This window comes from Mesorhizobium sp. URHB0026 (assembly GCF_054059755.1).
Genome location: NZ_JBSSCN010000001.1, coordinates 2,199,889 through 2,223,526, shown reverse-complemented (window position 1 = coordinate 2,223,526; position 23,638 = coordinate 2,199,889). Strand labels below are relative to the sequence as shown.

Below are 23,638 nucleotides of genomic sequence, written 5' to 3'. Positions count from 1 at the left end.
CAAGCGATGAGCCTCAAGCGCCCGCATTCGCTGAAATGGAGCCTGGTGCTGCGCATCGCCTTGCTGCAATGCACCATGCTGACCCTGATCATCGTCGGCATTCTCGGCGCCATGCTGGCCACCGGTCTTATCCCGCACGACTACGAGGACGGCACGATGGACGTGCTGGCGGATGCGGTGACACGCGATGCCGGCGGCAAGTTGGTCCTGCGCACGACCTCGGACCTGACGAAGCTGCGGTCGGGTGTTCCCGACCTCTGGTTCATCATTCGAGACAAGCAGGGGCAACGGCTGCAGGAGGGGACCGTGCCGCCCATCTTCCAGCCTTTCACTGGATTGCTGGATACGATCAGCGACGCCCGGATCGACCATGCAATTGGACAAGCCGCGCCGCCGGAGGGAAAGATCCGCTGGACCGACACGATGGCTGGCAATGTCCAGATTTTCAGCGGCACCAAGGGCGGGCTTTCGCTGCTGCGTCTGCTCGGCCAGGCGCCGCAATTCTTCCTGCAAGGCATATTGCCCCTCGCCGGGCTGATGGCGCTGGCCACGCTGTTCGCGACGCCTTGGGTGGTGCGTGGCGCTTTGTCGGGCCTTGGCCATGCGGCGACCGAGGCTGAGCGCATCGACATCGACCAGCGGGGCGTGCAGTTGCCGCTCAAGGACGTACCGACGGAAGTGACGCCGCTGGTCAAGGCCGTGAATGCCGCCCTTGCGCGCCTCGACAAGGGCTATGAGCGCCACAAGCGCTTCCTTACCGACGCCGCCCATGAGCTCAGGACACCGGTCGCCATCCTCAACACGCGCCTCGCCGCGCTGCCGGCGACACCGGAGCGGGCACGGCTGCTGCAGGACGCGGCCAGGCTTTCGACGCTGACCGACCAGTTGCTCGACCTGCAGCGCCTCGACCGGCAGACGTCGCCGTTCGAAGCGGTCGATCTCGTGGCGACCGCGCGCGGCGTTATCGTCGACCTCGCGCCGATGGCGTTTTCTGCCGGTTACGAAATGTCGTTCGAGCCGGAACGGGACACGATTTTCGCCAACGGAGACCGCACCGCCATCGAGCGCGCGGTGACCAACATCGTTCAGAACGCCATCGAGCATGGCGGCCGCGCTGGCAAGATCACCGTCAGCGTCACAACGCCCGCCATCATCGAGGTCCGGGACGAAGGCGACGGCATCCCGCCGGGTGAGCGGAAGCGCATCTTCGAGCCCTTCTACCGGCTGCGCCCGCAGGATCATGGCGCCGGCCTCGGCCTCAATCTCGTGCAGGAAATCATGTATCTCCATGGCGGCCGCATCGATATCCTCGATGGCAAGCCCAGCGGCGCCTGCTTCAGGATGAGTTTTCGCGCTTTACCGGTTTAGCATTGCCGCCAACCTCGCAACGACTGGTTGTCCATCTCGTCGATGGCCGGAAGGCTGGCGTGAATCGATATTCACCGCGCCACTCAACACGATTCGAGCCCGCTGGCCGAGCAGCTCGGCCGCGGCCTCAAGGACGGCCTGCTCGGCCCGATGATATCAGTCGATGACAGGCAGCAAACGACGGTTCCCGCGTCTTCGGCCGGTGACGCGGCACGCGCGATGCACAACATCGCCTTCGCAATGTCGGGCGGCACCTTCGCGGGCATATGCGCCCACCAGTCGCTGGTCTTCGGCTAAATTCCGCCGGCGACGCTGAGGCGCGCCCCGGCTTGCGCCAGTGCCGCGGCAATGTCTTGCGGCGGAGCGCGGTCGGTGGCGAGTTCGGAAAAGCCGTCGAAGCCGCAGACCTGGACCAGGCCCTGGCGGCCGAACTTCGTGTGGTCAGTGACGACCAGCGAGCGCTGGCCCCGCGACAGCACCATGCGGGCGAATTCCGCCTCGTCCAGATCAAAGTCCATGACACCCGTCACCGCATCCACGGCGCCGGTGGAGATGATGGCGTGGCTGACCGAGAAGCGGCTGACGAACTCGATGGCCGATGTCCCGAACGCGGCGCCTGAATCGCTGCGCAGCTCGCCGCCAGCCATATAGACCTTGTTGCCGTTGATGGTGGCAAGGGTGCGGGCGATGTCGGATGAGTTGGTGACGACCGTCAGGCGCCGGTGGCCGAGCAGTTCGCGCGCCAGGAACGAGGTCGTGGTGCCGGTGTCGAGCATGATCGATTCGCCGTCGCGGATGGTGGCCGCGACCGCGCGGGCAATGCTTCGCTTGGCGTCGGCATGCTCGCGCATGCGCCGTTCGAACGGCGCTTCGCCGACCATCGACGGCAGGCCTATGGCGCCATGCATCTTCAGAACCGAGCCGTCGCCGGTGAGCGGCTTGACGTCGCGGCGCACGGTCTCGAGCGAAACGCCCAGCCTGTCGGCCAGGCTGGCGATGGTGACGGTCCCCTCCTCCTGCAGCAACCGCAGGATCTCGCCATGCCGTTTCGAGTGGTTCATACGGGCGTCCCGAAAAATGACCGTTTCTAAGGCATTCCTAGCGCATTTAAAGGACTGGCCCATGCTTTCGGGCAAAATACCCAAAAAAAGTCACATCTTTTTATTGACAGAAGAGCAACCTCGGCGTGAAATTCACCTTCAACAGGGTTCGGAACTGCAGCGGGATGTAGCGGCAGAGCCGCAATTCACTGACCCCAGGCGGCGCGTAACGTGTCTGGCGCAAGGAATTTTCAGATCCGCGGGGGCGGATGCCGGGCTCAAAAACCTGGCCAAGGGGCTCGTCGGTGCGGTGAGGGATACCGATCCTGGCATCCCGCACCGACGAGATTGTTTGCATTCCACTCCGCCGTCGTTGCGCCGCCCATGGCGCCTTGTCGAAGCCCAGCAAACCAGGCCTGCCAACCAGGGATGATCCCGTGATTGCCGAAGACCGCATCCGCGCCCTGCCCTGCTGGACGGGCGCCATCGAGATCGCGCCGCTGCCCGGCGGCCTAAGCAACGCCAATTATGTGGTCACCGATGCGGCCGGCAAACATGTGGTGCGTTTCGGCCAGGATTATCCGTTCCACCATGTCTTCCGCGAACGCGAGGTGATGACCGCGCGGGCGGCTCACGCGGCAGGCTTCGCACCGGCGGTCCGTTACGCCGAACCGGGGATCATGGTGACGGCGTTTCTTGGCGCCAGAACCTATCTGGCCGAAGACGTGCGCGCCAATCTCCGCCGTGTCGCGACTCTGATGCGCGGCTTTCACCGCGAGATGCCCAACCATATCTCCGGCGCCGGCTTCATGTTCTGGGTGTTCCACGTCATCCGCGACTATGCCCGCACGCTTGACGAGGGCAACAGCCGCAAGCGCGGTGACCTGCCGCGCTTTCTGGCGTTGGCCGACGAACTGGAGCGCGCCCAGAAATTGCTGCCGATCGTCTTTGGCCACAATGATCTTTTGCCGGCCAACATTCTGGACGACGGCGGCAGGCTTTGGCTGATCGATTTCGAATATGCCGGCTTCAATACGGCGATGTTCGACCTTGCCGGCGTCGCATCGAACGCGGGCATGAGCGACGAGGAATCCTTCGCCTTCCTGACCGCCTATTTCATGAAGGAACCGGACGAGGCGATCCGCCGCTCGCACGCCGCCATGCAATGTGCCTCGCTGCTGCGCGAGGCGATGTGGAGCATGGTGTCGGAGCTCTATCTCGACGCCCCCGGGATCGATTACGTCGCCTACACCGAGGAAAACCTGGCGCGGCTCGACGCGGCGCTCGAAAACTACCGGACAAAATACGGGATCCTGAAATGATGACCTTGCCTAGCCAGGCCTCGATCGTCGTCATCGGCGGTGGCATCATCGGCTGTTCGACGGCCTATCATCTGGCGCGTGACCACAAGGCCGACGTGGTCCTGCTCGAACAGGGCAAGCTGACCTCGGGCTCGACCTGGCATGCCGCCGGCCTGGTCGGCCAGTTGCGCTCGTCGGCCTCGATCACGCGGGTACTGAAATACTCCGTAGACCTCTACAAGGGGCTGGAAGCCGAGACCGGTCTTGCCACCGGCTGGAAGATGACGGGGTGCCTCAGGCTCGCCACCAATGCCGACCGCTGGACCGAATACAAACGGCTGGCGACGACGGCGAAAAGCTTCGGCATGGACATGCAGTTGCTGTCGCCGGCGGAGGTCAAGGCGATGTGGCCCTTGATGGAGACCGGCGATCTTGTCGGCGCTTCCTGGCTGCCGACCGACGGCCAGGCGAGCCCTTCCGACATCACGCAGTCGCTGGCAAAGGGCGCGCGCATGCACGGCGCCAAGCTCTACGAGGACGTGCGCGTCACGGGTTTCGAGATGAAGGGCGACCGCATCACGGCGGTGAAGACCAATCAAGGCGACATTGCCTGTGACAAGGTGGTGAACTGCGCCGGGCAATGGGCGCGGCAAGTCGGCGCGATAGCCGGCATCAACGTGCCGCTGCAGCCGGTCAAGCACCAGTATGTCATCACCGAGAAAATCGCGGGTCTGGCGACCAACGCGCCGACGCTGCGCGACCCCGATCGGCGCACCTATTTCAAGGAGGAGGTCGGCGGGCTGGTGATGGGCGGCTATGAGCCGAACCCGCAGGCCTGGACGACCAATCTTCCCGGGGGCGACGTGCCCAATGATTGGGAGTTCCGGCTGTTCGACGACGACTACGATCATTTCGAGCAGCACATGGCACAGGCGATCGCGCGAGTGCCGGTGCTGGAGACGGTCGGTGTCAAGCAGATGATCAACGGATCGGAAAGCTTTACGCCGGACGGCAATTTCATCCTCGGTGTGGCGCCCGAATGCGCCAACATGTTCGTCGGCGCCGGCTTCAACGCCTTCGGCATCGCCTCGGGCGGCGGCGCCGGCTGGGTCCTGGCGCAATGGGTGGTCGACGGCGAGGCGCCCCTCGACCTTTGGGTGGTCGACATCAGGCGTTTTTCCAACCTGCACCGCGACCGGCAATGGGTGAACGAACGTACGCTGGAAGCCTATGGCAAGCATTACGCGATCGGCTTCCCGCACGAAGAATACACCAGCGGCCGGCCGCGCATCGTCTCCCCGCTCTACGACAGACTGAAAGACCATCGCGCCGTGTTCGGCTCCAAGCTCGGCTGGGAACGGCCGAACTGGTTCGCGCCGGAGGGCATCGAGCCGAAGGACATCTATTCGATGGGCCGGCAGAACTGGTTCGCCGCCGTCGGCGACGAACATCGGCACGTGCGCGGGCATGTCGGAATCTTCGACCAGTCGTCCTTCGCCAAGTACGAGCTGAGCGGGCCCGACGCGGCGAGGGCACTGGACTGGATCTGCGCCAACGATGTCGGCAAGCCGGTCGGCCGGCTGACCTACACGCAACTCCTCAACTCGCGCGGCGGCGTCGAGGCCGACCTGACCGTGTCGCGGCTGGCCGAGGAGAAATTCTATATCGTCACCGGCACCGGGTTCCGCACCCATGATGCCTCTTGGATCAGCGACCATATTGGCCACGGCCTCGATGCCCAGCTCGCCGATGTCACCGAGGATTTCGGCACGCTGTCGCTGATGGGACCGCGTGCTCGCGATGTGCTTTTGGCGGTCACCGATGCGGATGTTTCGAATGCCGGCTTCCCGTTCGGCCATGTGCGCGAGATCACAATGGCCGGTCACACCGTCCGGGCGCTTCGTGTGACATACGTGGGCGAATTGGGCTGGGAACTGCATGTGCCGATCGCGGCCACCGGCGAAGTCTTCGACGCGCTGATGGCGGCCGGCCGGGAACACGATATCCGCCCGGTCGGCTACCGGACGCTGGAATCGCTGCGGCTGGAAAAGGGCTATCGCGCCTGGGGCTCCGACATCACGCCCAACGACACACCGCTGGAAGCCGGGCTGGGCTGGGCGGTCAAGTTGCGCAAGAACACCGACTTCGTCGGACGGCGCGCACTCGAGAAGGTTGGCGGCGCGTCGCTGAAGAAGCGCTTTGCCGGCTTCACGGTCGACGATCCGGAGATCGTGCTCGTCGGACGCGAGACCATCCTGCGCGATGGCCAGCCGGTCGGCTATCTCACCAGCGGCGGCTATGGCTACACGGTGGGAAAGAACATCGGCTACGGCTATGTGCGCAACGCCGACGGAGTAAGCGACGATTTTCTCGCCTCGGGCAGCTATGAACTGGTGGTGGCGATGGAGCGGACGCCGACCAAAATTCATCTTGAGCCGCTATACGACCCGGCAATGGAGCGCGTGAAGGCTTAACTCACGCGCAAAGCGAGGCCACGGCTGGGGACGGTATCGGCCTCGCCTGGCATTGAGACATATGGTCGTGTTTCCTCGACCCGCGTGACCGAACCTTGCGCCTCGAGTTCGGCGATGCGCCCGGCAAAACCGTGATCCCACAACGTGTTCTTGACCGTCAGCACGATCACCCCACTTGGCCGACAGATGCGGATCAGTTCGTCCATCCCCTCGGCGCCGACATGGCCCGACGTAAAGACGCCGGCCGAGATGATGCCGGCATAGGTGTTGTCGGCAAAAGGCAAGGCGCCGCCGAGCGCCAGGCAATGCAGCGCCGAATAGACGCCCTTGCGTGCGGCCTGATCCAGCATGCCTTGCGAGATATCCAGCGCCTCGACCTGGGGATAGCCGGCAATATCGAGCCACTCGCCTATCAGCCCGGTACCAGCCCCGGCGTCGAGCAGCGGGGCTGACCCGCGCGCCAGATGGCGAGCGAGCAAAGCAAGGCAGATGGTGGGGTGGCGGTAGCCGGCCGCCGACATGTCGGCGTCGTAGGTTTGCGACCAGCGGTCGTACAGTGCGGCCACCTCTTCCGGGCGCTTGGCCGCGTAGACCTCGCCGAGCGCGCCTTGATGTTTGCTGTCCGCCACGTGCCTCACCAACTTCCTTGTCTTGCCGGATGATAGCCAAACGGGGAAAATTGTGGAACCGTGCCGCCAATAAATAACGCGCGGGGACGCAGGCATGGGAACAGACGAGGCGCGGGCAAAACTTGCCACCATTCCGGCGCTGGCGGGCTATACCGGGCCGCTGGAACGGCTCGGCGGCTTGACCAACCTCGTCTTCAAGGCCGGCGATTACTGCCTGCGCATTCCAGGCAAAGGCACCGAGGAATACATCAACCGCGCCAACGAGGCGATTGCCGCGCGTGAGGCGGCAAAAGCCGGGGTCAGTCCCGAAGTGCTGCATGCCGACGCTGCCAGCGGCCTGATGGTGACGCGCTACATCGCCGCCGCGGAGACGATGTCGCCGGATAAATTCAGGGAGCGGCAGGGCAGCCCGGCCCGAGCGGCCGAGGCCTTCCGCAAGCTGCACGCGTCCGGCGCGGTGTTCCCCTTCCGCTTCGAGCTGTTTTCGATGATCGACGATTATCTCAAAGTGCTGTCGACCAGGGATGTCGCCCTGCCCGCCGGCTATCATGACGTGGTGCGCGAGGCAGAAAGCGTGCGCTCGGCCTTGGCCGTCCGCCCCTTGCCTCTCGTCGCCTGCCATTGCGACCCGCTGTGCGAGAATTTCCTCGACACGGGCGAGCGGATGTGGATCGTCGACTGGGAATATTCGGGGATGAACGACCCACTCTGGGATCTCGGCGACCTCAGCGTGGAAGGCAAGTTCGATGCGAACCAGGACGAAGAGCTGATGCGCGCCTATTTCGGCGGCGAGGCGAAGCCGGCGGAGCGCGGCCGCATCGTCATCTACAAGACGATGTGCGACCTGTTGTGGACGCTGTGGGGGCTGATCCAGCTTGCCAACGAAAATCCCGTCGACGATTTCCGCGCCTATGCCGACGGCCGCTTCGCCCGCTGCAAGGCGCTGATGGAAACAGAGGAGTTTTCGCGGCACCTGGCGGCGGTGCGCAAGGGCTAGGCACCAGAAATCTGCCCCTAGTTCACGCCTTTCGGCACGTTCTCCGGCGGCACCGTGGTGTCTACCACCTTCTGGCGGTGGAAGATGAACATGCCGGCCAGGACGATGATGCCCGAGCCGATCAGGATGCGCGGGCCGGGAACGTCGCCGAAGAACACCAGCCCGAACACCACCGCCCACAAGAGCAGCGTGTAGTGCAGCGGCGCCAGCGTCGAGGCCGGCGCCAGTTTCAGCGCCCTGGTGATCATCAGATGCGCCCCGCAGGAAACGATGCCGAGCAGCAGCATGGCGCCGAAATCAAGCGCAGACGGCGTCTTCCAGGCGCCGATGGTGAGGGCGCCGCCAACCGCCAGCGTGCCGATCGTCTGCCATGTCACCAGATTGGTATCGCTGGTGCCGCGCAGGCGCCGGTTGAGGATGATGGCGAAGGCGAAGGCAAGGCTGCCGACAAGCGCGAAACTGGATGACAGCGAAAACGCCGCAGAGGACGGTTTCAGCATGATCACCACACCGCAGAAGCCGATCAGGATCGCCACCCAACGGCGCCAGCCGACCTTTTCGCCAAGCAGGAAATGCGATAGCGCCGCCACATAGATCGGCCCGGCCATGTAGAAGCTCATCACATCGCCAAGCGGCAGATAGACGACTGCGGCGTAGAACAAGGCGGTGTCCAGCGTCGTCGCCACCACGCGCAGGATCTGCAGCCCGGGCCGCTCCATCTGGAACAGTTTGCCGGCGCCCTGGTTGGCGATCATCGGGCCGAGCACGATAAAGGCGCCAATCGAGCGGATCAGCACCACCTGGCCGACGGAGAAACTGGCGACAAGCCACTTGCCCATCGCATCGTTGAGCGCAAACAGGAAGTCGCCGGCCAGCATCAGCAGGATGCCGGCCAGGAGGACGTTCTTGATTGTGGAACTCCGCGCCACGGGTTGCGTCATGCCGATCCCGATTCCTCCCTCGCTTACGCCGCGTCGTAGACCGAAGCGGCTGCTTTGACGAGGCGAAATCAGGAAATCGGTAAGACCAGCATGGGGAATCGGCTGTATCTAGGTGGTTATGTGCCTGCGGTTGACAAGTGCCGGCCTGCCAGGAAGTGAAAGCCTGGTATCCTGCCTCGTCCGTTCCGCCACCATCTTGCCCCTGGCGATGACGCAGATGCGCTCGGCGCGCAGGCGCAGAGCCTCGATCGGATTGCCGGCATCGAGGATCACCAGGCTGGCGCGCTTGCCGACGCCGAGGCCGAGATGGTCGAGGCCCATGATCGCGGCATTGACGTTGGTGACCATGTCGAAGCAGCGCGCCATGTCGGCGGGGCTCGACATCTGGGCGACATGCAGGCCCATGAAGGCGACGTCGAGCATGTCGGCGGTGCCGAGCGAATACCAGGGGTCGAGCACGCAATCCTGACCCCAACCGACACGGATGCCCAGCGCCAGCATCTCCTTGACGCGCGTCATGCCACGCCGCTTCGGGAACGTGTCGTGGCGGCCCTGCAGCATGATGTTGATCAGCGGATTGGGGATCGCGGAAACGCCGGCTTCGGCGATCAGCGGCAGAAGCTTCGAAACGTAGTAATTGTCCATCGAATGCATCGAGGTGAGGTGCGAACCGGCCACCCTGCCCTGCAGGCCGAGGCGCTGCGCTTCGTAGGCGAGCTGTTCGATGTGGCGCGACAGCGGGTCGTCGGTCTCGTCGCAATGCAGGTCGACCATCAGCCCGCGTTTTGCCGCGATCTCGCACAGTTCGGTGACCGAGCGCGTGCCATCAGCCATGGTGCGCTCGAAATGCGGGATGCCGCCGACGATGTCGACGCCCATGTCCAGCGCGCGAATGGTATTCTCCCGCGCCGTCGGCGAGCGATAGAAGCCGTCCTGCGGGAAAGCGACCAATTGCAGATCGATATAGGGGGCGACGGTTTTCTTGACCTCCAGCAGCGCCTCGACGGCCAGCAGCCGGTCGTCGCAGACGTCGACATGGGTGCGGATGGCGAGCAGCCCCATCGACACCGCCCAGTCGCAATAGGCGAGCGCCCGGTCACGCACGGCCTCGTGCGTCAGGAGCGGCTTCAGTTCGCCCCATAGCGCTATGCCTTCGAGCAGCGTGCCCGACGCGTTGATGCGTGGAAGGCCGTAGGACAGCGTGGCGTCCATGTGGAAATGTGGATCGACGAAGGGCGGCGACACCAGATTGCCACGGGCGTCTACCTCGGTCCGCCCTGGACCCTCGAGCTTCGGCTCGATCGCAGCGATCGTCTCGCCGGTAATGCCGATGTCGGCGATGCCGCCATCCGGAAGCGTGCCGCCGCGCACAATAAGATCGAAATCCATCTGTCATCATCCCGCTTGAAGAATCACTGCCGCATCGTGTCTCAAAAGACACCCTGCCGCAGCGGTTTCTTTCCCTGGCGGCGAAAGGTTCCCTCCGGCGGCATCTCCCTCTATAAGCCGCCTTCGTCATCCCGGCATCAAGGATCAGCCGTGTTTCGCTTCTTCCGCTCGACGGAGAACCAACGCCTCGTCGCAAGGTTGCTCCGGGAATCGTTCCGGCAACACAGGGCCGGCTATGCCGCCGCCATCCTGTCGATGCTCGTGGTGGCCGGCATGACGGCCGCCAGTGCCTGGATCCTGCGCGAAATCACCAATGAATTCGTGATCGATAAACGGGTCGACCGCGTCAATGTGATCGCCATGGGAGTCGCCGGGATCTTCATCGTCAAAGGCATCGCCAATTTCGTCCAGGCCTACTTCATGAGCCGCGTCGGCAACGCCATCATCGCCGAACGGCAGCGCAAGATCTATGACCGCATCCTGGCGCAAGGCATCGAATTCTATCATTCGACCTCGTCATCCGACCTGATCACCCGCATGACCAACAATGCCCAGGCGGCGCGCAACGTGCTCGACCTCATCGTCACTTCCTATGTGCGCGATCTGGTGACCCTGACTGCCCTGATTGGGGTCATGATCTGGCAGCAGCCGGCGCTGTCGCTGATCTGCTTCGTCGTCGGTCCGCTGGCCATCTATGGCGTCAACCGCATCCTGAAGCGCGTGCGCAAGTTCGCCGCCATGGAGTTCCGGTCGGTCGGCCAGATCGTGCAGGTGATGCAGGAAACCGCCATCGGCGTGCGCGTGGTCAAATCCTTCAACCTCGAAGGGCTGATGCGCAAACGCATGTACAGAGCGGTGGCGGACGTCGAGGATCGGGCCAACAACATCGCCGCGCTGGAAGCCGTGACCAATCCAGTCATGGAAACGCTGGCCGGCCTGGCGATCGCCGGCGCCGTCATGGTCAGCGGCTTGCTGGTCCTGCAGGGCGGCCAGATGCCCGGCAACATCATGGCCTTCATCGCCGCGCTGCTGCTTGCCTATGAGCCGGCAAAGCGCCTCGCGCGTGTCCGCATCTCCCTGGAAAGCGGCATTGTCGGCGTGCGGATGATGTTCGAACTCGCCGACCAGCCGCTGACATTAGCCGAGAAGCCGGATGCAAAGCCGCTTCGGGCCGGCCCGGGCGAGATCCGGTTCGACGCCGTCGGCTTCGCCTACCAGAATGGCCCGCCAGTGCTGGACCGGTTCGACCTGACCCTTGCGGCCGGCAAGATGACGGCGCTGGTCGGCCCCTCCGGCGGCGGCAAGTCGACGATCCTGAACCTCATCATGCGCATGTACGACCCGAAGAGCGGCAGGGTGCTGCTTGACGGCCAGGATATTTCCCATGCCACGCTCGCCTCGCTCAGGGAAAAGATCGCCTATGTCAGCCAGGACACGTTCCTGTTTGCCGGCACGATCATGCACAACATCCGGCTTGGGCGCGAGGACGCGACCGACGACGAGGTGATCGCCGCGGCCAGGGCCGCCAACGCGCATGACTTCATCGTCGCGCAAGCGAATGGCTACGAGACGGATGTCGGTGAGAATGGCGGCCTCTTGTCGGGCGGCCAACGCCAGCGCATCTCGATCGCGCGCGCCATGCTGCGCAATGCCGAAATCCTGCTGCTGGACGAGGCAACCAGTGCGCTTGACGCCGAGTCGGAAGCGCTGTTCCGCGACGCGCTGCAACAGCTGACGGAAGGGCGCACAACGATCGTCATCGCGCACCGCCTCTCGACCGTCCACCAGGCCGACACGATCGTGGTGCTGGAAGCCGGCAAGGTGGTGGAAAGCGGGCCGCACAAGATGCTGCTCAGGCAAGGCGGGCTTTACCAGAAGCTGTATGAATATCAGCTGATGCCGTGACCCCGCGGCAAAGCCGTCTGTCAGCTTTGGATCCGGTGGGAAGAGCTGCCTCGGCCTTACTCCGGCACGTGCCTCACTGCCCCCTTGTCGGCGCTGGTGGCGAAGGCGGCGTAGGCGCGCAGCGCGGTCGTCACCTTGCGCTTGCGCTTTTCCTGCGGCTTCCAGGCGTCCGCGCCCTTGGCCTCCATCGCCGCCCGGCGCGCATCGAGTTCCGCGTCGTCGACGGCAAGGCAAATGGTGCGGTTCGGAATATCGATCTCGATCGTATCGCCCTCTTGCACCAGCCCGATCAGCCCGCCTTCCGCCGCTTCCGGCGAAGCATGGCCGATCGACAGGCCCGAGGTGCCGCCGGAGAAGCGCCCATCGGTGACCAGCGCGCAGGCCTTGCCGAGGCCTTTCGACTTCAGATAACTGGTCGGATAGAGCATCTCCTGCATGCCGGGGCCGCCGCGCGGACCCTCATAGCGGATGACGACGACGTCGCCAGCCTTGATCTCATTGGCAAGGATCGCCTTGACCGAAGCGTCCTGGCTTTCGAAGACGCGAGCCGGTCCGGTGAATTTCAGAATCGACTCGTCGACGCCGGCTGTCTTCACGATACAGCCATCGAGCGCCAGATTGCCTTTCAGCACGGCAAGCCCGCCGTCTTTCGAGAACGGCGTCTCGGCTGAGCGAATAACGCCCTTCTCACGATCGAGATCGAGATCGTCCCAGCGGCGGTCCTGGCTGAAGGCGACCTGCGTCGGCACGCCGCCGGGCGCGGCGAGAAAGAAGTCGCGCACATTCTGGCTGGTGGTGCGAGATATATCCCAATGGTCGAGCGCTTCGCCGAGGCTCGCCGTATGCACTGTAGGCAGGTCGCGATTGAGCAACCCGGCATTGTCGAGCTGGCCAAGGATCGCCATGATGCCGCCGGCCCGATGGACGTCTTCCATGTGCACGTCGGATTTGGCCGGCGCCACCTTGCACAGGACCGGCACCCGCCGCGACAGCCGATCGATGTCTTCCATGGTGAAATCGACCTCACCCTCATGCGCGGCTGCCAGAATGTGCAGCACGGTGTTGGTCGAGCCGCCCATGGCGATATCGAGCGTCATGGCGTTCTCGAAGGCGCCCTTGGAGGCAATGCTGCGCGGCAATGCACTCTCGTCATCCTGCTCGTAGTAGCGCTGGGCGAGATCGACGATGAGATGGCCGGCCTCGACGAACAGGCGCTTGCGGTCTGCATGCGTGGCCAGCGTCGAGCCGTTGCCGGGCAGCGACAGGCCCAGCGCCTCGGTCAGGCAGTTCATGGAATTCGCGGTGAACATGCCCGAACAGGAACCGCAGGTCGGGCAGGCCGAACGCTCGATGACCTTGACGTCCTCGTCGGAGATCTTGTCGTCGGCGGCCGCAACCATGGCATCGACGAGGTCGAGCGCCTGCGTCTTGCCGGCCAGCACCACCTTGCCGGCTTCCATCGGGCCGCCGGAGACGAAGACGGTCGGGATGTTGAGGCGCAATGAGGCCATCAGCATGCCGGGCGTGATCTTGTCGCAATTGGAGATGCAGACCATGGCGTCGGCACAGTGCGCATTGACCATGTATTCGACGGAATCGGCGATCAGCTCGCGCGACGGCAGCGAATAGAGCATGCCGTCATGGCCCATGGCGATGCCGTCATCGACGGCGATGGTGTTGAATTCCTTGGCGACACCGCCGGCCTTCTCGATCTCGCGCGCGACGAGCTGGCCAAGGTCCTTCAGATGGACATGGCCCGGCACGAACTGGGTGAAGGAGTTGACCACCGCGATGATCGGCTTGCCGAAATCGCTGTCCTTCATGCCAGTGGCGCGCCACAGGCCGCGGGCGCCGGCCATGTTGCGGCCATGGGTGGTGGTGCGGGAGCGATAGGCGGGCATGAATTTTCCCTAGCTGGCTGGCTGCGCTCGACGGGAGCGTTTTGATCGCAGGCGTTATAGACGCGCAAGTATGATCTGGCCACATTTTTGCAATGCGCCACGAAATCCGCCGGTGCGGTTGACGGCCCGAGCGCCTCGCTGTATAGCTTGTTGGCTATATACCTAAATGGCTATGGAAATGGTATGAACCGCCTTGATGCCACATTTGCCGCGCTTGCCGATCCGACGCGGCGTGCCATCCTTACGCGGCTCATTGAAGGGGAGGCGTCGGTTATGGAGTTGGCCGAGCCTTTCGCCATGAGCCAGCCGTCGATTTCCAAACACCTCAAGGTGCTGGAGAACGCCGGGTTGATCTCGCGCGGGAGAGACGCGCAGCGCCGGCCTTGCCGGCTGGAAGCAAAACCGCTCGCCGAGGCCAATGACTGGCTGGAGCGCTACCGCAAGATCTGGGAAGGCAATTTCCAGCGCCTCGACGCCTTGCTGGGTGCCATGCAGGCCAAGAAGGCGGCGAGCGACGCGGAGCAATAGCCAAAGTCCGGCGTGTCGTCCCAGCAGAAAAAATCGAAAGCCATGTCGGATCGCCAGTTGGCCGAACGTCCTTGGACAAACAGCGGAGTACCATCATGAGCACCACAACATTGCCCGGCTCGACCGTCGCAAAATTGACCGTGACCACGCCCAGCGACCGGGAAATCCAGATCACCCGGATCTTCGACGCACCCCGCCCGATGGTGTTCGACTGCTGGACCATACCGGACCTGTTGAAGGGCTGGCTCCATGGCCCCGACGGCTGGCGGCTCGCGGTCTGCGAAATCGATCTCCGGGTTGGCGGCGCGACGCGCTATGTCTGGCAGCATCGGGACGGCCGCACGATGGGCATGAGCGGCGCCTACCGCGAGATCGTGCGCCCGAGCCGGCTCGTCGCCACCGAACTGTTCGACGAGGACTGGACCGGCGGCGAGACGATCGGGACGGTTGTTTTCACGGAGCAAAACGGAACCACGCTACTGAGGCAGACAGTGCTCTACGCGTCGCAGGCGGCCCGCGATGGCGCACTCGGCACCGGCATGACCCGCGGCATGGCCGAAAGCTATGCCCAGCTTGATGCCTATCTTGTCTCGTTGCAGGGAGCCGCCAAGGGCGCTGCCTGACCTTCTTCACCGTGGCTTCTTCACCGGTGGCCTTCTTCACCCCAAGAGAGAAATGAGGAGAATGAGAATGCAAAAGATCACCACCTTCCTGTGGTTCGACGACCAGGCCGAAGAGGCCATGAACCACTACGTCTCCATCTTCAAGAATTCGAAGGTGCTAAGCGTCACGCGCTGGCCGCAGGGCCATGCTTCGGAGGGCAAGGTGCTGGTGGCATCGTTCGAGCTCGACGGCGTGCAGTTCCAGGCGCTCAATGGCGGCCCGCAATACAAGTTCACCGAGGCCATGTCGCTCTCGATCGACTGCAAGACGCAGGACGAGGTCGACCATTTCTGGAACAAACTCACCGAAGGCGGCGGTGAGCCTGGCCGATGCAGCTGGCTGAAGGACAAGTTCGGCGTCTCCTGGCAGGTCGTGCCGGAGCAGTTGCCGCGACTGCTTCAGGACCCTGACAGAGCCAAGGCCGGCCGGGTGATGTCGGCGATGATGCAGATGGGCAAGATCGATATCGCTGCGATCGAAGCGGCGGCCAAGGGGTGATCACAAGTGAGTAGTGAGTAGTGAGTAGTGAGTAGGTTCGGCTTGTCTCCCATCGGTGCTACTCACTAGCAACTACTCACTAGATTCACGCCGCCTTATCGCGCACCTGATAATCCTTGATCGTGGCGAAGCGGATCGCCTTCCAGCGTTCGGCTTCGTAGTTCAGCGAGAAGGCGTGCTGGGCGAGGAAGACCGGGTCGTTGTCGAGGTCGCGGGCTATGTCGCCGCGATGCGCCTCGATGAAGCGAAGCACCTCGGCCTTGTCGTCGGCCGATATCCAGCGGCAGACCGAAAAGCGCGACATCTCGAATTCGACCGGCAGCGTGTATTCGAAGTTCAGCCGCTCTTTCAGCACATCGAGTTGGAGGGCGCCGACGACACCGACGATGGCGGGTGAGCCGTCCTCGGGCGAAAACAACTGGACGACGCCTTCCTCGGCCATCTGGTGCAGCGCTTCCTTGAGTTTTTTCGCTTTCATCGCGTCGCCGAGACGGACGCGACGCAGGATTTCCGGGGCGAAATTCGGCACGCCCCGGAACAGGATTTCCTCGCCTTCGGTCAATGTGTCGCCGATGCGCAGCGTGCCGTGGTTAGGAATGCCGACGACATCGCCGGCAAAGGCTTCATCGGCGGTGACGCGGGTGCGGGCGAAGAAGAATTGCGGGGCCGAGAGTGACATCGGCTTGCCGGTGCGCACCAGCTTGGCCTTCATGCCTCGCTCGAGCTTGCCCGAGCAGACGCGCACGAAGGCGATGCGGTCGCGGTGATTGGGATCCATGTTGGCCTGGATCTTGAAGACGAAGGAAGTCATTTTCTCCTCGGTCGCCTCGATAGTCCGGGTGTCGGCCTCCTGCGCGCGCGGCGGCGGCCCAAAGGCGCCAAGCGCCTCGATCAAGTCTCGCACGCCATAATTGCGCAGCGCCGAGCCGAAATAGACCGGCGTCAAATGGCCCTCGCGAAAGGCGTCGATGTCGAGCGGACGGCAGGCTTCTCGCGCGAGCTCGAGTTCCTCGATGAAGGCCTCGCGCTCGTTTTCCGGCAGCAGGCCGGCAACGCGGTTGGAATCGGGACCGTTGACCGGTGTGCGTTCCTTCTCGTCGTCGCCCTTGCGCACGGCGTTCAGCGCCAGGTGATAGGTACCTGAGAAGGTCTTGCCGCGGCCGATCGGCCAGGTGATGGGCGCGGTGTCCAGCGCCAGCTTCTGCTCGATTTCGTCCAAAATCTCGAACGGATCGCGGCTTTCACGGTCCATCTTGTTGACGAAGGTGATGATCGGGATGTCGCGCAGCCGGCAGACCTCGAACAATTTCAGCGTGCGCGGCTCGATGCCCTTGGCGGCGTCGATGACCATGACCGCCGAGTCGACCGCCGACAGCGTGCGATAGGTATCGTCGGCGAAATCCTCGTGGCCCGGCGTGTCGAGCAGGTTGAAGACGTTGTCCTCATATTCGAAGGTCATCACCGAGGTGACGACCGAAATGCCGCGCTCGCGCTCGATCTTCATCCAGTCGGACCGTGTCTGGATGCGGTCCTTCTTGGCCTTCACCTCGCCGGCAAGCTGGATGGCGCCGCCGAACAAAAGCAGCTTTTCGGTCAGCGTCGTCTTGCCGGCGTCAGGGTGGGCGATGATCGCGAAAGTGCGGCGGCGCGCCACTTCCTCTGGGATAGTTTCGGGCATTCTCTTGGGATTTCCGTGTGACAGGCCGGGCTTCTAGCAGCGCAGCGGCGGGCTGTCGACCGGTCCGGCGGCGTGAATGCCGCCGGTTGCGGGGCTTGTTTCAGGCCGGCTCGTTCAAGCGGCCTGCCTGAACGACCCCCGGAAGCGATCGGCAATGGCGCTGCCGTCGGCATGATCCTCCTCGCTGGCGAACGCCTCCTTGGAGGTAAAATGGTTAGTGAAGAGCCGGGCCGGGCATCCGCGGGCGGCAACGATGTCGCGCACGCCGGCCGCAGCGTAGCGTGAGTCCCAAAGGGTCCGGAAACCAGCATCAAGGAGTTTTTTGCACTGCCAATGTTGGCAACGGGCCGCCGGAATGGCACTGGGATGAACCGTCCCCCGATCACGAGGCAAAAGGAGCGACCATGACCGCGAAACAAGTGATCGTCATCGGCGCCGGCATCATCGGCGCTTCCATCGCCTGGCATCTGACCGTTGCGGGCGCGCAGGTGACAGTCATTGCCGAAAGCGAGCGCGGCGGCGTGGCGACCCCAAACTCGTTTGGCTGGATCAACGCAAGCTGGGGCAACCCGGAGCCGTATTTCAGGCTTCGTACCCGCGCCATGGCGGAATGGTCGCGGCTGGCGCGGGACCTGTCCAGCATACCGCTCGCCTGGTGCGGGGGCCTATGCTGGGATCTCTCTGCGGCCGATATGGAAATCTATGCGAAAGAGCATTCGGGCTGGGGCTACGGCATCGAGCGCGTCGACCGGGGCGAGGTGGCGCTTATCGAGCCCAATCTCACCGAGCTTCCCGATTTCGCCCTGCATGTCGCAGAAGAGGGTGTCGCCGAGCCTGTCGCGGCCACCAAGGCACTGCTGGCCGATGCCGAACGGCGCGGCGCGCGAATCCTCTTCAGCACGGTGACGGCGCTTGTCCAAAGCGTCGGCAAGATTACCGGCGTGGACACATCGCATGGACTGTTTGCCGCCGACGAGGTGGTGATCGCGGCCGGCGTGGGTTCGCCAGACATTGCCGCGACCGCTGGCATCAACCTGCCGATCGAGACACCGCCCGGATTGATCGTTCACTCGCGGCCTTACAAGAAACTGCTCAACGGGCTGGTGCTGGCCGAGCGCCTGCACATGCGTCAGACCGCCGAGCGTCGAATCATTGCCGGCTCGGATTTCGGCGGCGCCGATCCCGGCATGGACGCCGAAGCCACGGCGCGTGAATTGTTCGCGGCCATGAAAGCCATGCTGCGCGACAGCGACGGGCTGGAGTTGGATTTCCACACCGTTGGCTACCGGCCGACACCGATCGACGGCTTTCCGATCATCGGTCGCGCCAAAGGCAAGGAGGGTGTCTATATCGCGGTCATGCATTCCGGCATCACGCTGGCGCCAGCCGTCGGCCTGTTCGCCACGCGAGAAATTCTTGATGGCAAGCGCGACACGCTGCTGGCACCCTATGGATTGGATCGCTTCGCTCAATAGCCGGGCGGACGTCTAAAGCCGCTGGTCAAGGGCATCATCGCCCTGGCGATGCCGAGCAGCCGCGGCTCCGACCAGCGTTTGCCGACCAATTGCAGGCCGATAGGCAAACCGTCACTATCTTGCCCGCAGGGCATCGAAAGTGCCGGGTGGCCGCTGTAATTGAACACTGCGCCATGGGCCGGCAGCATCCAGTAGCTCTGTTCCTGGCCGTCAACCTTGATCGGCGTGCCCGGCTCGCAATGTGGAAAGGCCGTGGTCATGGCGACCGGGCAGAGCAGTGCGTCATAGCTGTCGAAAAAATTGTCCCAGGCGAGAATGGATCTGTCGCGGCGGGCGAGTGCCTCGAACCAGCGCGAGACGGGCGTCGGCTCGTCCGGCGGTTCGGGTTGCGCGGCCTCCATCATCATGCCGATCAGCCCGCCGCCTTGCGCGAGATCGTCATGCAAATCGAGTTCCGGGAGTTTCGCCTCCTCGACAGCCGCCCCTGCCGATTGCAGCCGCCTTGCGAGATTTTCGACCGCGGTACCAATGTCTCCGGCCACCGGGAAACCGGGAAAGGAGGGGGCAAAAGCGATACGCAACGTCTTGAGGTCGACCTTAGCCATATCCTCGACGGGCACCGGCGCAAGATCGGTGTCGCGACCGTCCGGTCCGGCGATGATCCGATAGATCAAGGCCAGATCCTCCACGCTGCGTGCCAGCGGCCCAAGACAGGACATCAGTCGCACGCTACGCTCAGCGCCGCCCGGATCCGGGAAGGCGCCGGCCAGCGAGATACGATGTTCCGTCGGCTTAAGCCCATAGATGCCGCAAAAGGCGGCTGGCAAGCGGATCGAATCCTGCATGTCGGTGCCGACATCGAACGGCGTCATGCCAGCCACGACCGCCGCTGCCGCACCGCCGCTGGAGCCACCGGCCGTGCGCTCAAGGTTCCAGGGATTGCTGGTGCGGCCGAACAACGGATTGTTCGACTGCCAGTCGGACAGCATCATGGCGACATTGGTCTTGGCCATCAGCACGCCGCCGGCTGCTTTCAGCCTAGCGACGACCGGGCTGTCCTGCCGCGCGACATAATCGGCGAAGGGTGGGAAGCCGACCGTGGTTTTCAGGCCAGATGTCTCATGCATGTCCTTCAATGTGAAGGGAACGCCATGCAACGGTCCAAGTGGTTCGCCATGCGCCAGTGCTGTATCGGCCTTTTTGGCGCGTTCGCGCGCGCCTTTCCTGTCGAGCGATATGACGGCTTTGATTGCTCCGTTGTGCGCATCAATCTGCGCGAGATGGGCGTCGAGCGCTTCGACGGCGGAGATCTTGCGGTTTCGAATGGCCGTGGCGAGTTCGGCAACCGAGAGAAATACGAGATCCATGGCGATGCTCCGGCTTGCTGGCCGCCTGCCTCATCAAGATGGCGGATCGCGGCGCGGCTTCAAGTGGAGTTGAGCATCCGCACGCGCTCAATGCTTGATCGGAATTGCGCTGAAGTCTGCGTCCTATCCAGGCCGGCACTCCACGCGACGTTTTCCAGGTGCGCGGAGGTGACGCGTTATCCAACCAGCGCCAGTTTCGCCGCAGTCGGCGCGAATGGGCGAATGCTCGTGCCATCGCTGGTCATGGTGACGAAGCTCGACGGCGGGATCGCCTGCCAGTCGCCGCCCTCGCGATCGAAGGGTTCGGAGACGATGCAGCGGCCGGCCCCTTTGCGGAAAATGGACGTGTAAAGCGTCGGAGCCTGGGCGTCGGTGGCGTAGCGCACCGCATACAGTGCCTGTCCGTCAGAGAAGGCAGCGGTCAGCTTCAGCGCCGGCTCGAGACCGGCACGACGCGAGACTTCCAGCACGCGGCTGGTAGCGCGTGAGACGGCGCCTTGCAGGTCGGACGAAAGACCCTCGTCGATCATGAGCAGAAAAAAGAGTTCGGAATCGGTGGTGCCTTCGCGCTGATCGAAAACGGCGTCGGACAACGAGTTCTCCAGCGCGCGGCGGATTTTTTCGAAACCGCCGATCTGGCCGTTGTGCATGAACGACCAGCGTTCCGAGGTGAACGGATGGCAGTTCATGCGGCTGGTGGCACTGCCGGTCGAGGCCCTGACATGGGCGAGGAACAGGCTGGACTTGATCTGCCGGCACAGGCTTTTCAGATTGGGATCGGACCAGGCCGGCAGGATATCGCGGTAGAGACCGGGTTCAGGCCTCTCGCCATACCAAGCAAGGCCGAAGCCGTCGCCATTGGTGGGCGACTTCGCTTCCTGGGCGCAATGGCTCTGGGCTATCAGCGAGTGACAGGGCGCCGTGAGGATGTCTTCGAGAAAGACCGCTTCACCGAGATAGGCCGCCCACCGGCACATCGCTTCTGTCTTCCTCTAAGCGCGATCCGGAAGAGCAGCGGGCTCGTTGATCGCGTGCGTGCCTCTGTTGTGCGTCCGCTCGTAAAGTTCGCGAATGATTCGGCTGGCGGTAGTCTCGAACAGAAATGGCAAGAAAGCGTGAACAAATGCTGCTCCCGCCGCCATCAGCAGGCGCGAGGAGAACCAGGCGGCGAAGGCCATATGGCTGAAATAGGTTTCGCCCACCTTGGCCGGATGAGAGGTGAAAATCCTTGCGACCGACATGCTGGTTCCCCTTCAGCGCTTTTCGTTTCGATGTGAGTATCCTGACACGCCTCACCGGTTCATTGGTCCCAAAATATCCTTGTATTTTGGTATTCCATGGGACAAATATCCCAATATGAGTTTTGACATCGACGAAATTGATCGAAAACTGCTCGCCGAATTGCAACGTGACGGCACGCTGTCGGTCGACCAGCTATCGGAGCGGGTGGCCTTGTCGCGCAATGCCTGCTGGCGTCGCGTCAAGCGGCTGGAGGAAGATGGCGTCATCACCGGCCGCGTGGCGTTGGTCGATGCGGAGAAGCTCGGACTCGGCCTTTCGGTGTTCATCCTGATCCGCACGTCCAATCACGACCCCGACTGGCTGCAGAAGTTCCGGGCGGCGGTGACCGGTCTTTCCGAGATCATCGGGGTCTACCGGATGTCCGGTGATCTCGACTATGTGCTGCGCGCCCGCGTCGCCGACGTGAAAGCCTATGACCGGCTCTACCAGCGGCTCATCGCCAAGGTGGCTTTATCCGATGTCTCCGCCTCCTTTGTCATGGAGGAGATCAAGGAGACGACGGTGGTTCCCATGGAACTCCGCTAGGCCACAGTGATGCCTGAAAGAAAGCCGTTGATAGCGCCGCGGTCGAGTTGACCGAATCGGCATTCGCGCCGATAGGATCGATTTTATGCGCGCAGCCCTTCAAACACCTTCCGTCATCGGTCCCACCGTCGGCTTCGTCAGGTTGCCGCATGGCGAGGGACTTCCGCTTCCCGACTATGAAAGCGCCGGCGCCGCCGGCATGGATTTGCGCGCGGCGGTGCCCGAAGACCGGCCGCTTCTGATCCTGCCGGGCAAACGCGCCTTGGTGCCGACGGGGCTGATCCTGGAAATTCCCGAAGGCATGGAGGGCCAGGTGCGGCCCCGCTCCGGCCTTGCCTTCAAACACGGCCTTACCGTCCTCAATTCTCCAGGCACGGTCGACAGCGATTATCGCGGCGAGGTGAAGGTGCTGCTGGTCAATCTCGGCGACGAGGATTTCGCGGTGACGCGCGGGATGCGCATTGCCCAGATCGTTTTCGCCGCAGTTACGCAGGTTGCGGTTGAAGAGCGTTCGCTGGCCGGCGGCACGGCGCGTGGCTCGGGCGGATTCGGATCGACCGGCACCGCCTGATGCGTGGCTGTGTTTCAGCACAGTGAACCGTTTGCCGGGTAGACTGATCCAACATGACTGAAACACGGCCGCTGCCAAAGCTCGTCATCTTCGACTGCGACGGGATCCTGGTCGATACCGAGAACCTCGCCAACCGGCGCCTGGCCGAATGGCTGAGCGACGCCGGGTTTCCAACGACGTTCGAATATTGCCGCAAGAGCTTCTCCGGCCGCAGCATGGTCTCGGTGCAGAAGGAGATCGAAGAGACGACCAGCGTCAGGCTCGGCGCCGATTTCGTCGAGCGCTGGAATGCCGGCCTGCCGGATCTGTTCGCTCATGGCGTCGAGGCGATCCCTTATGTCCGGGAGTTCATCGAGGCGGTCCGCGCGGCCGGCATCGCTTATTGCGTCGCCACCTCGGCCAGGATCTCCAAGATGCACATAACGCTTGGCCAGACCGGACTGTTGCCGCTGTTCGAACGTGCCATGTTCAGCGCCACCATGGTGTCGCGCGGCAAGCCGTTCCCCGACCTGTTCCTGCATGCGGCCAGAACCATGGGCTTCGCGCCCGCCGAATGCATCGTCATCGAGGACAGTGTCGCCGGCACGCAGGCCGGCATTGCCGCCGGCATGCGCGTGTTCTCCTATCATGGCGACCCCTATTCCGACCGCGATGGTTTGATCCAGGCCGGCGGCATTCTGTTCGACGACATGCGCGAACTCGCCGGGCTGGTGCCGATCCACTGATCCGCTGCAGTGGACGGCCGGCGCGGACTTCGATACATCGCCGCCCGACGCGGTCAGCCTGCCCAACACCGCGGTGCTTGCCATCAAGACCGGCGGCAAGAACCGGGCTGACCGACGGCCAGCACTATGGCGCCGTCAAGGTGACGGTAACCGACGCCACGGTACCGAACACCGAGAACTGTGATGACGCGCCGCCCAAGGCTGCTTCACGGGACATCTCCGTCACCTACCACTGGGACCCCAAGGCGTCCCACTATGCCGCCGATTCCGACGCTCTCGAGAAATTGGCAGCAGAGAACGAGAAACGCTTCTGAACCAACCGCATTCGTTTGCCCGGCCGCAAACAGCGCGGTAGCATCCG

The 23,638-nt window shown here is 63.5% G+C and carries 24 protein-coding genes; 14 read left to right on the top strand and 10 right to left on the bottom strand.

All coding sequences use genetic code 11. The annotated features are described in order from the left end of the window. Positions 1 to 6 precede the first annotated feature (6 nt). Positions 7 to 1,368, top strand: a complete 1,362-nt coding sequence (locus ACVWWD_RS11175; RefSeq protein WP_352550237.1) for a sensor histidine kinase — start codon at positions 7 to 9, stop codon at positions 1,366 to 1,368. A gap of 150 nt (positions 1,369 to 1,518) precedes the next feature. Beyond that, positions 1,519 to 1,665, top strand: coding sequence for a hypothetical protein (locus ACVWWD_RS11170; protein ID WP_023783348.1), 147 nt, complete (start codon positions 1,519 to 1,521; stop codon positions 1,663 to 1,665). Here ACVWWD_RS11170 and ACVWWD_RS11165 read toward each other — a convergent pair. Next, positions 1,662 to 2,429: a DeoR/GlpR family DNA-binding transcription regulator gene (locus tag ACVWWD_RS11165; RefSeq protein ID WP_023783347.1), complete on the bottom strand. Its 768-nt coding sequence runs from the start codon at positions 2,427 to 2,429 to the stop codon at positions 1,662 to 1,664. The two genes, ACVWWD_RS11170 and ACVWWD_RS11165, sit on opposite strands and share 4 nt — an antisense overlap. 416 nt (positions 2,430 to 2,845) lie before the next feature. On the opposite strand from ACVWWD_RS11165, the gene ACVWWD_RS11160 reads away from it, so the two are divergent. Both ACVWWD_RS11160 and ACVWWD_RS11155 read left to right on the top strand, forming a co-directional pair. Continuing rightward, complete coding sequence (locus tag ACVWWD_RS11160; protein WP_023783345.1) at positions 2,846 to 3,730, top strand: phosphotransferase family protein; 885 nt, start codon at positions 2,846 to 2,848, stop codon at positions 3,728 to 3,730. Continuing rightward, entirely contained in the window at positions 3,730 to 6,183 is a 2,454-nt protein-coding gene (locus ACVWWD_RS11155) for a GcvT family protein (protein WP_352550250.1), read from the top strand. The genes ACVWWD_RS11160 and ACVWWD_RS11155 overlap by 1 nt, the downstream gene beginning before the upstream one ends. Here the strand turns inward: ACVWWD_RS11155 and ACVWWD_RS11150 are convergent. Then, on the bottom strand, positions 6,180 to 6,812 hold the full coding sequence (locus ACVWWD_RS11150) for a class I SAM-dependent DNA methyltransferase (RefSeq protein ID WP_457103065.1): 633 nt from the start codon (positions 6,810 to 6,812) through the stop codon (positions 6,180 to 6,182). The genes ACVWWD_RS11155 and ACVWWD_RS11150 overlap by 4 nt on opposite strands. A gap of 94 nt (positions 6,813 to 6,906) precedes the next feature. On the opposite strand from ACVWWD_RS11150, the gene ACVWWD_RS11145 reads away from it, so the two are divergent. Then, on the top strand, positions 6,907 to 7,809 hold the full coding sequence (locus ACVWWD_RS11145) for a phosphotransferase family protein (RefSeq protein WP_352550235.1): 903 nt from the start codon (positions 6,907 to 6,909) through the stop codon (positions 7,807 to 7,809). 17 nt (positions 7,810 to 7,826) lie between these two features. Here the strand turns inward: ACVWWD_RS11145 and ACVWWD_RS11140 are convergent, their stop codons facing one another. Together ACVWWD_RS11140 and ACVWWD_RS11135 are read right to left on the bottom strand one after the other, a co-directional pair. Continuing rightward, on the bottom strand, positions 7,827 to 8,750 hold the full coding sequence (locus ACVWWD_RS11140) for a DMT family transporter (protein WP_352550234.1): 924 nt from the start codon (positions 8,748 to 8,750) through the stop codon (positions 7,827 to 7,829). A 108-nt stretch (positions 8,751 to 8,858) separates the two neighbouring features. Next, entirely contained in the window at positions 8,859 to 10,139 is a 1,281-nt protein-coding gene (locus ACVWWD_RS11135) for an amidohydrolase family protein (protein ID WP_352550233.1), read from the bottom strand. A gap of 150 nt (positions 10,140 to 10,289) precedes the next feature. Between ACVWWD_RS11135 and ACVWWD_RS11130 the strand changes: the two genes are divergently transcribed. After that, positions 10,290 to 12,044, top strand: a complete 1,755-nt coding sequence (locus ACVWWD_RS11130; protein ID WP_023783339.1) for an ABC transporter ATP-binding protein — start codon at positions 10,290 to 10,292, stop codon at positions 12,042 to 12,044. A 56-nt stretch (positions 12,045 to 12,100) separates the two neighbouring features. Here ACVWWD_RS11130 and ilvD read toward each other — a convergent pair whose 3' ends face one another. Then, the gene (ilvD, locus tag ACVWWD_RS11125) at positions 12,101 to 13,945 is read right to left on the bottom strand and encodes a dihydroxy-acid dehydratase (protein WP_457103064.1); all 1,845 of its coding nucleotides are present in this window, start codon (positions 13,943 to 13,945) and stop codon (positions 12,101 to 12,103) included. 183 nt (positions 13,946 to 14,128) lie between these two features. On the opposite strand from ilvD, the gene ACVWWD_RS11120 reads away from it, so the two are divergent. The 3 genes from ACVWWD_RS11120 (at position 14,129) to ACVWWD_RS11110 (ending at position 15,634) form a co-directional block, all read left to right on the top strand. After that, entirely contained in the window at positions 14,129 to 14,473 is a 345-nt protein-coding gene (locus ACVWWD_RS11120) for an ArsR/SmtB family transcription factor (RefSeq protein ID WP_023772548.1), read from the top strand. 95 nt (positions 14,474 to 14,568) lie between these two features. Next, entirely contained in the window at positions 14,569 to 15,096 is a 528-nt protein-coding gene (locus ACVWWD_RS11115) for an SRPBCC family protein (RefSeq protein WP_051410559.1), read from the top strand. Positions 15,097 to 15,163: 67 nt separating this feature from the next. Then, positions 15,164 to 15,634: a VOC family protein gene (locus ACVWWD_RS11110; protein WP_023772546.1), complete on the top strand. Its 471-nt coding sequence runs from the start codon at positions 15,164 to 15,166 to the stop codon at positions 15,632 to 15,634. A gap of 85 nt (positions 15,635 to 15,719) precedes the next feature. Here ACVWWD_RS11110 and ACVWWD_RS11105 read toward each other — a convergent pair whose 3' ends face one another. Both ACVWWD_RS11105 and ACVWWD_RS11100 read right to left on the bottom strand, forming a co-directional pair. Then, positions 15,720 to 17,312 (bottom strand): peptide chain release factor 3, encoded by a 1,593-nt coding sequence (locus tag ACVWWD_RS11105; protein WP_023772545.1) that lies wholly within the window; start codon positions 17,310 to 17,312, stop codon positions 15,720 to 15,722. A gap of 114 nt (positions 17,313 to 17,426) precedes the next feature. Further along, a complete protein-coding gene (locus tag ACVWWD_RS11100) occupies positions 17,427 to 17,705 on the bottom strand; it encodes a TetR family transcriptional regulator (protein WP_280800192.1) in 279 nt (92 codons plus the stop codon). A gap of 11 nt (positions 17,706 to 17,716) precedes the next feature. Between ACVWWD_RS11100 and ACVWWD_RS11095 the strand changes: the two genes are divergently transcribed. Beyond that, positions 17,717 to 18,787: an NAD(P)/FAD-dependent oxidoreductase gene (locus ACVWWD_RS11095; protein WP_352550231.1), complete on the top strand. Its 1,071-nt coding sequence runs from the start codon at positions 17,717 to 17,719 to the stop codon at positions 18,785 to 18,787. Here ACVWWD_RS11095 and ACVWWD_RS11090 read toward each other — a convergent pair. From ACVWWD_RS11090 to ACVWWD_RS11080, 3 genes are all read right to left on the bottom strand, one after another. Then, a complete protein-coding gene (locus ACVWWD_RS11090; protein WP_352550230.1) occupies positions 18,781 to 20,154 on the bottom strand; it encodes an amidase in 1,374 nt (457 codons plus the stop codon). The genes ACVWWD_RS11095 and ACVWWD_RS11090 overlap by 7 nt on opposite strands. 176 nt (positions 20,155 to 20,330) lie before the next feature. Further along, positions 20,331 to 21,131: a class II glutamine amidotransferase gene (locus tag ACVWWD_RS11085; protein WP_352550229.1), complete on the bottom strand. Its 801-nt coding sequence runs from the start codon at positions 21,129 to 21,131 to the stop codon at positions 20,331 to 20,333. 15 nt (positions 21,132 to 21,146) lie between these two features. Further along, the gene (locus tag ACVWWD_RS11080) at positions 21,147 to 21,395 is read right to left on the bottom strand and encodes a DUF6356 family protein (RefSeq protein WP_015314154.1); all 249 of its coding nucleotides are present in this window, start codon (positions 21,393 to 21,395) and stop codon (positions 21,147 to 21,149) included. Between the two features lie 115 nt (positions 21,396 to 21,510). On the opposite strand from ACVWWD_RS11080, the gene ACVWWD_RS11075 reads away from it, so the two are divergent. From ACVWWD_RS11075 to ACVWWD_RS11060, 4 genes are all read left to right on the top strand, one after another. Next, positions 21,511 to 21,981: an Lrp/AsnC family transcriptional regulator gene (locus ACVWWD_RS11075; protein ID WP_023772539.1), complete on the top strand. Its 471-nt coding sequence runs from the start codon at positions 21,511 to 21,513 to the stop codon at positions 21,979 to 21,981. An 85-nt stretch (positions 21,982 to 22,066) separates the two neighbouring features. Then, positions 22,067 to 22,552 (top strand): dUTP diphosphatase, encoded by a 486-nt coding sequence (dut, locus tag ACVWWD_RS11070; protein WP_023772538.1) that lies wholly within the window; start codon positions 22,067 to 22,069, stop codon positions 22,550 to 22,552. A gap of 53 nt (positions 22,553 to 22,605) precedes the next feature. After that, the gene (locus ACVWWD_RS11065; RefSeq protein WP_352550228.1) at positions 22,606 to 23,277 is read left to right on the top strand and encodes an HAD family hydrolase; all 672 of its coding nucleotides are present in this window, start codon (positions 22,606 to 22,608) and stop codon (positions 23,275 to 23,277) included. A gap of 77 nt (positions 23,278 to 23,354) precedes the next feature. Next, entirely contained in the window at positions 23,355 to 23,591 is a 237-nt protein-coding gene (locus ACVWWD_RS11060; RefSeq protein WP_352550227.1) for a hypothetical protein, read from the top strand. The last annotated feature ends 47 nt before the right edge of the window (positions 23,592 to 23,638 follow it).

Excerpts from the sequence above, each read along its gene's own strand:
- ACVWWD_RS11135 (WP_352550233.1), bottom strand. The coding sequence starts at position 10,139 with ATGGATTTCGATCTTATTGTGCGCGGCGGCACGCTTCCGGATGGCGGC.
- ACVWWD_RS11090 (WP_352550230.1), bottom strand. The coding sequence starts at position 20,154 with ATGGATCTCGTATTTCTCTCGGTTGCCGAACTCGCCACGGCCATTCGA.
- ACVWWD_RS11075 (WP_023772539.1), top strand. The coding sequence starts at position 21,511 with ATGAGTTTTGACATCGACGAAATTGATCGAAAACTGCTCGCCGAATTG.
- ACVWWD_RS11110 (WP_023772546.1), top strand. The coding sequence starts at position 15,164 with ATGCAAAAGATCACCACCTTCCTGTGGTTCGACGACCAGGCCGAAGAG.
- ACVWWD_RS11175 (WP_352550237.1), top strand. The coding sequence starts at position 7 with ATGAGCCTCAAGCGCCCGCATTCGCTGAAATGGAGCCTGGTGCTGCGC.
- ACVWWD_RS11120 (WP_023772548.1), top strand. The coding sequence starts at position 14,129 with ATGAACCGCCTTGATGCCACATTTGCCGCGCTTGCCGATCCGACGCGG.
- ACVWWD_RS11155 (WP_352550250.1), top strand. The coding sequence starts at position 3,730 with ATGACCTTGCCTAGCCAGGCCTCGATCGTCGTCATCGGCGGTGGCATC.
- dut (WP_023772538.1), top strand. The coding sequence starts at position 22,067 with ATGCGCGCAGCCCTTCAAACACCTTCCGTCATCGGTCCCACCGTCGGC.
- ACVWWD_RS11080 (WP_015314154.1), bottom strand. The coding sequence starts at position 21,395 with ATGTCGGTCGCAAGGATTTTCACCTCTCATCCGGCCAAGGTGGGCGAA.
- ACVWWD_RS11115 (WP_051410559.1), top strand. The coding sequence starts at position 14,569 with ATGAGCACCACAACATTGCCCGGCTCGACCGTCGCAAAATTGACCGTG.
- ACVWWD_RS11105 (WP_023772545.1), bottom strand. The coding sequence starts at position 17,312 with ATGCCCGAAACTATCCCAGAGGAAGTGGCGCGCCGCCGCACTTTCGCG.
- ACVWWD_RS11145 (WP_352550235.1), top strand. The coding sequence starts at position 6,907 with ATGGGAACAGACGAGGCGCGGGCAAAACTTGCCACCATTCCGGCGCTG.
- ACVWWD_RS11165 (WP_023783347.1), bottom strand. The coding sequence starts at position 2,429 with ATGAACCACTCGAAACGGCATGGCGAGATCCTGCGGTTGCTGCAGGAG.
- ACVWWD_RS11140 (WP_352550234.1), bottom strand. The coding sequence starts at position 8,750 with ATGACGCAACCCGTGGCGCGGAGTTCCACAATCAAGAACGTCCTCCTG.
- ACVWWD_RS11085 (WP_352550229.1), bottom strand. The coding sequence starts at position 21,131 with ATGTGCCGGTGGGCGGCCTATCTCGGTGAAGCGGTCTTTCTCGAAGAC.
- ACVWWD_RS11095 (WP_352550231.1), top strand. The coding sequence starts at position 17,717 with ATGACCGCGAAACAAGTGATCGTCATCGGCGCCGGCATCATCGGCGCT.
- ilvD (WP_457103064.1), bottom strand. The coding sequence starts at position 13,945 with ATGCCCGCCTATCGCTCCCGCACCACCACCCATGGCCGCAACATGGCC.
- ACVWWD_RS11170 (WP_023783348.1), top strand. The coding sequence starts at position 1,519 with ATGATATCAGTCGATGACAGGCAGCAAACGACGGTTCCCGCGTCTTCG.
- ACVWWD_RS11065 (WP_352550228.1), top strand. The coding sequence starts at position 22,606 with ATGACTGAAACACGGCCGCTGCCAAAGCTCGTCATCTTCGACTGCGAC.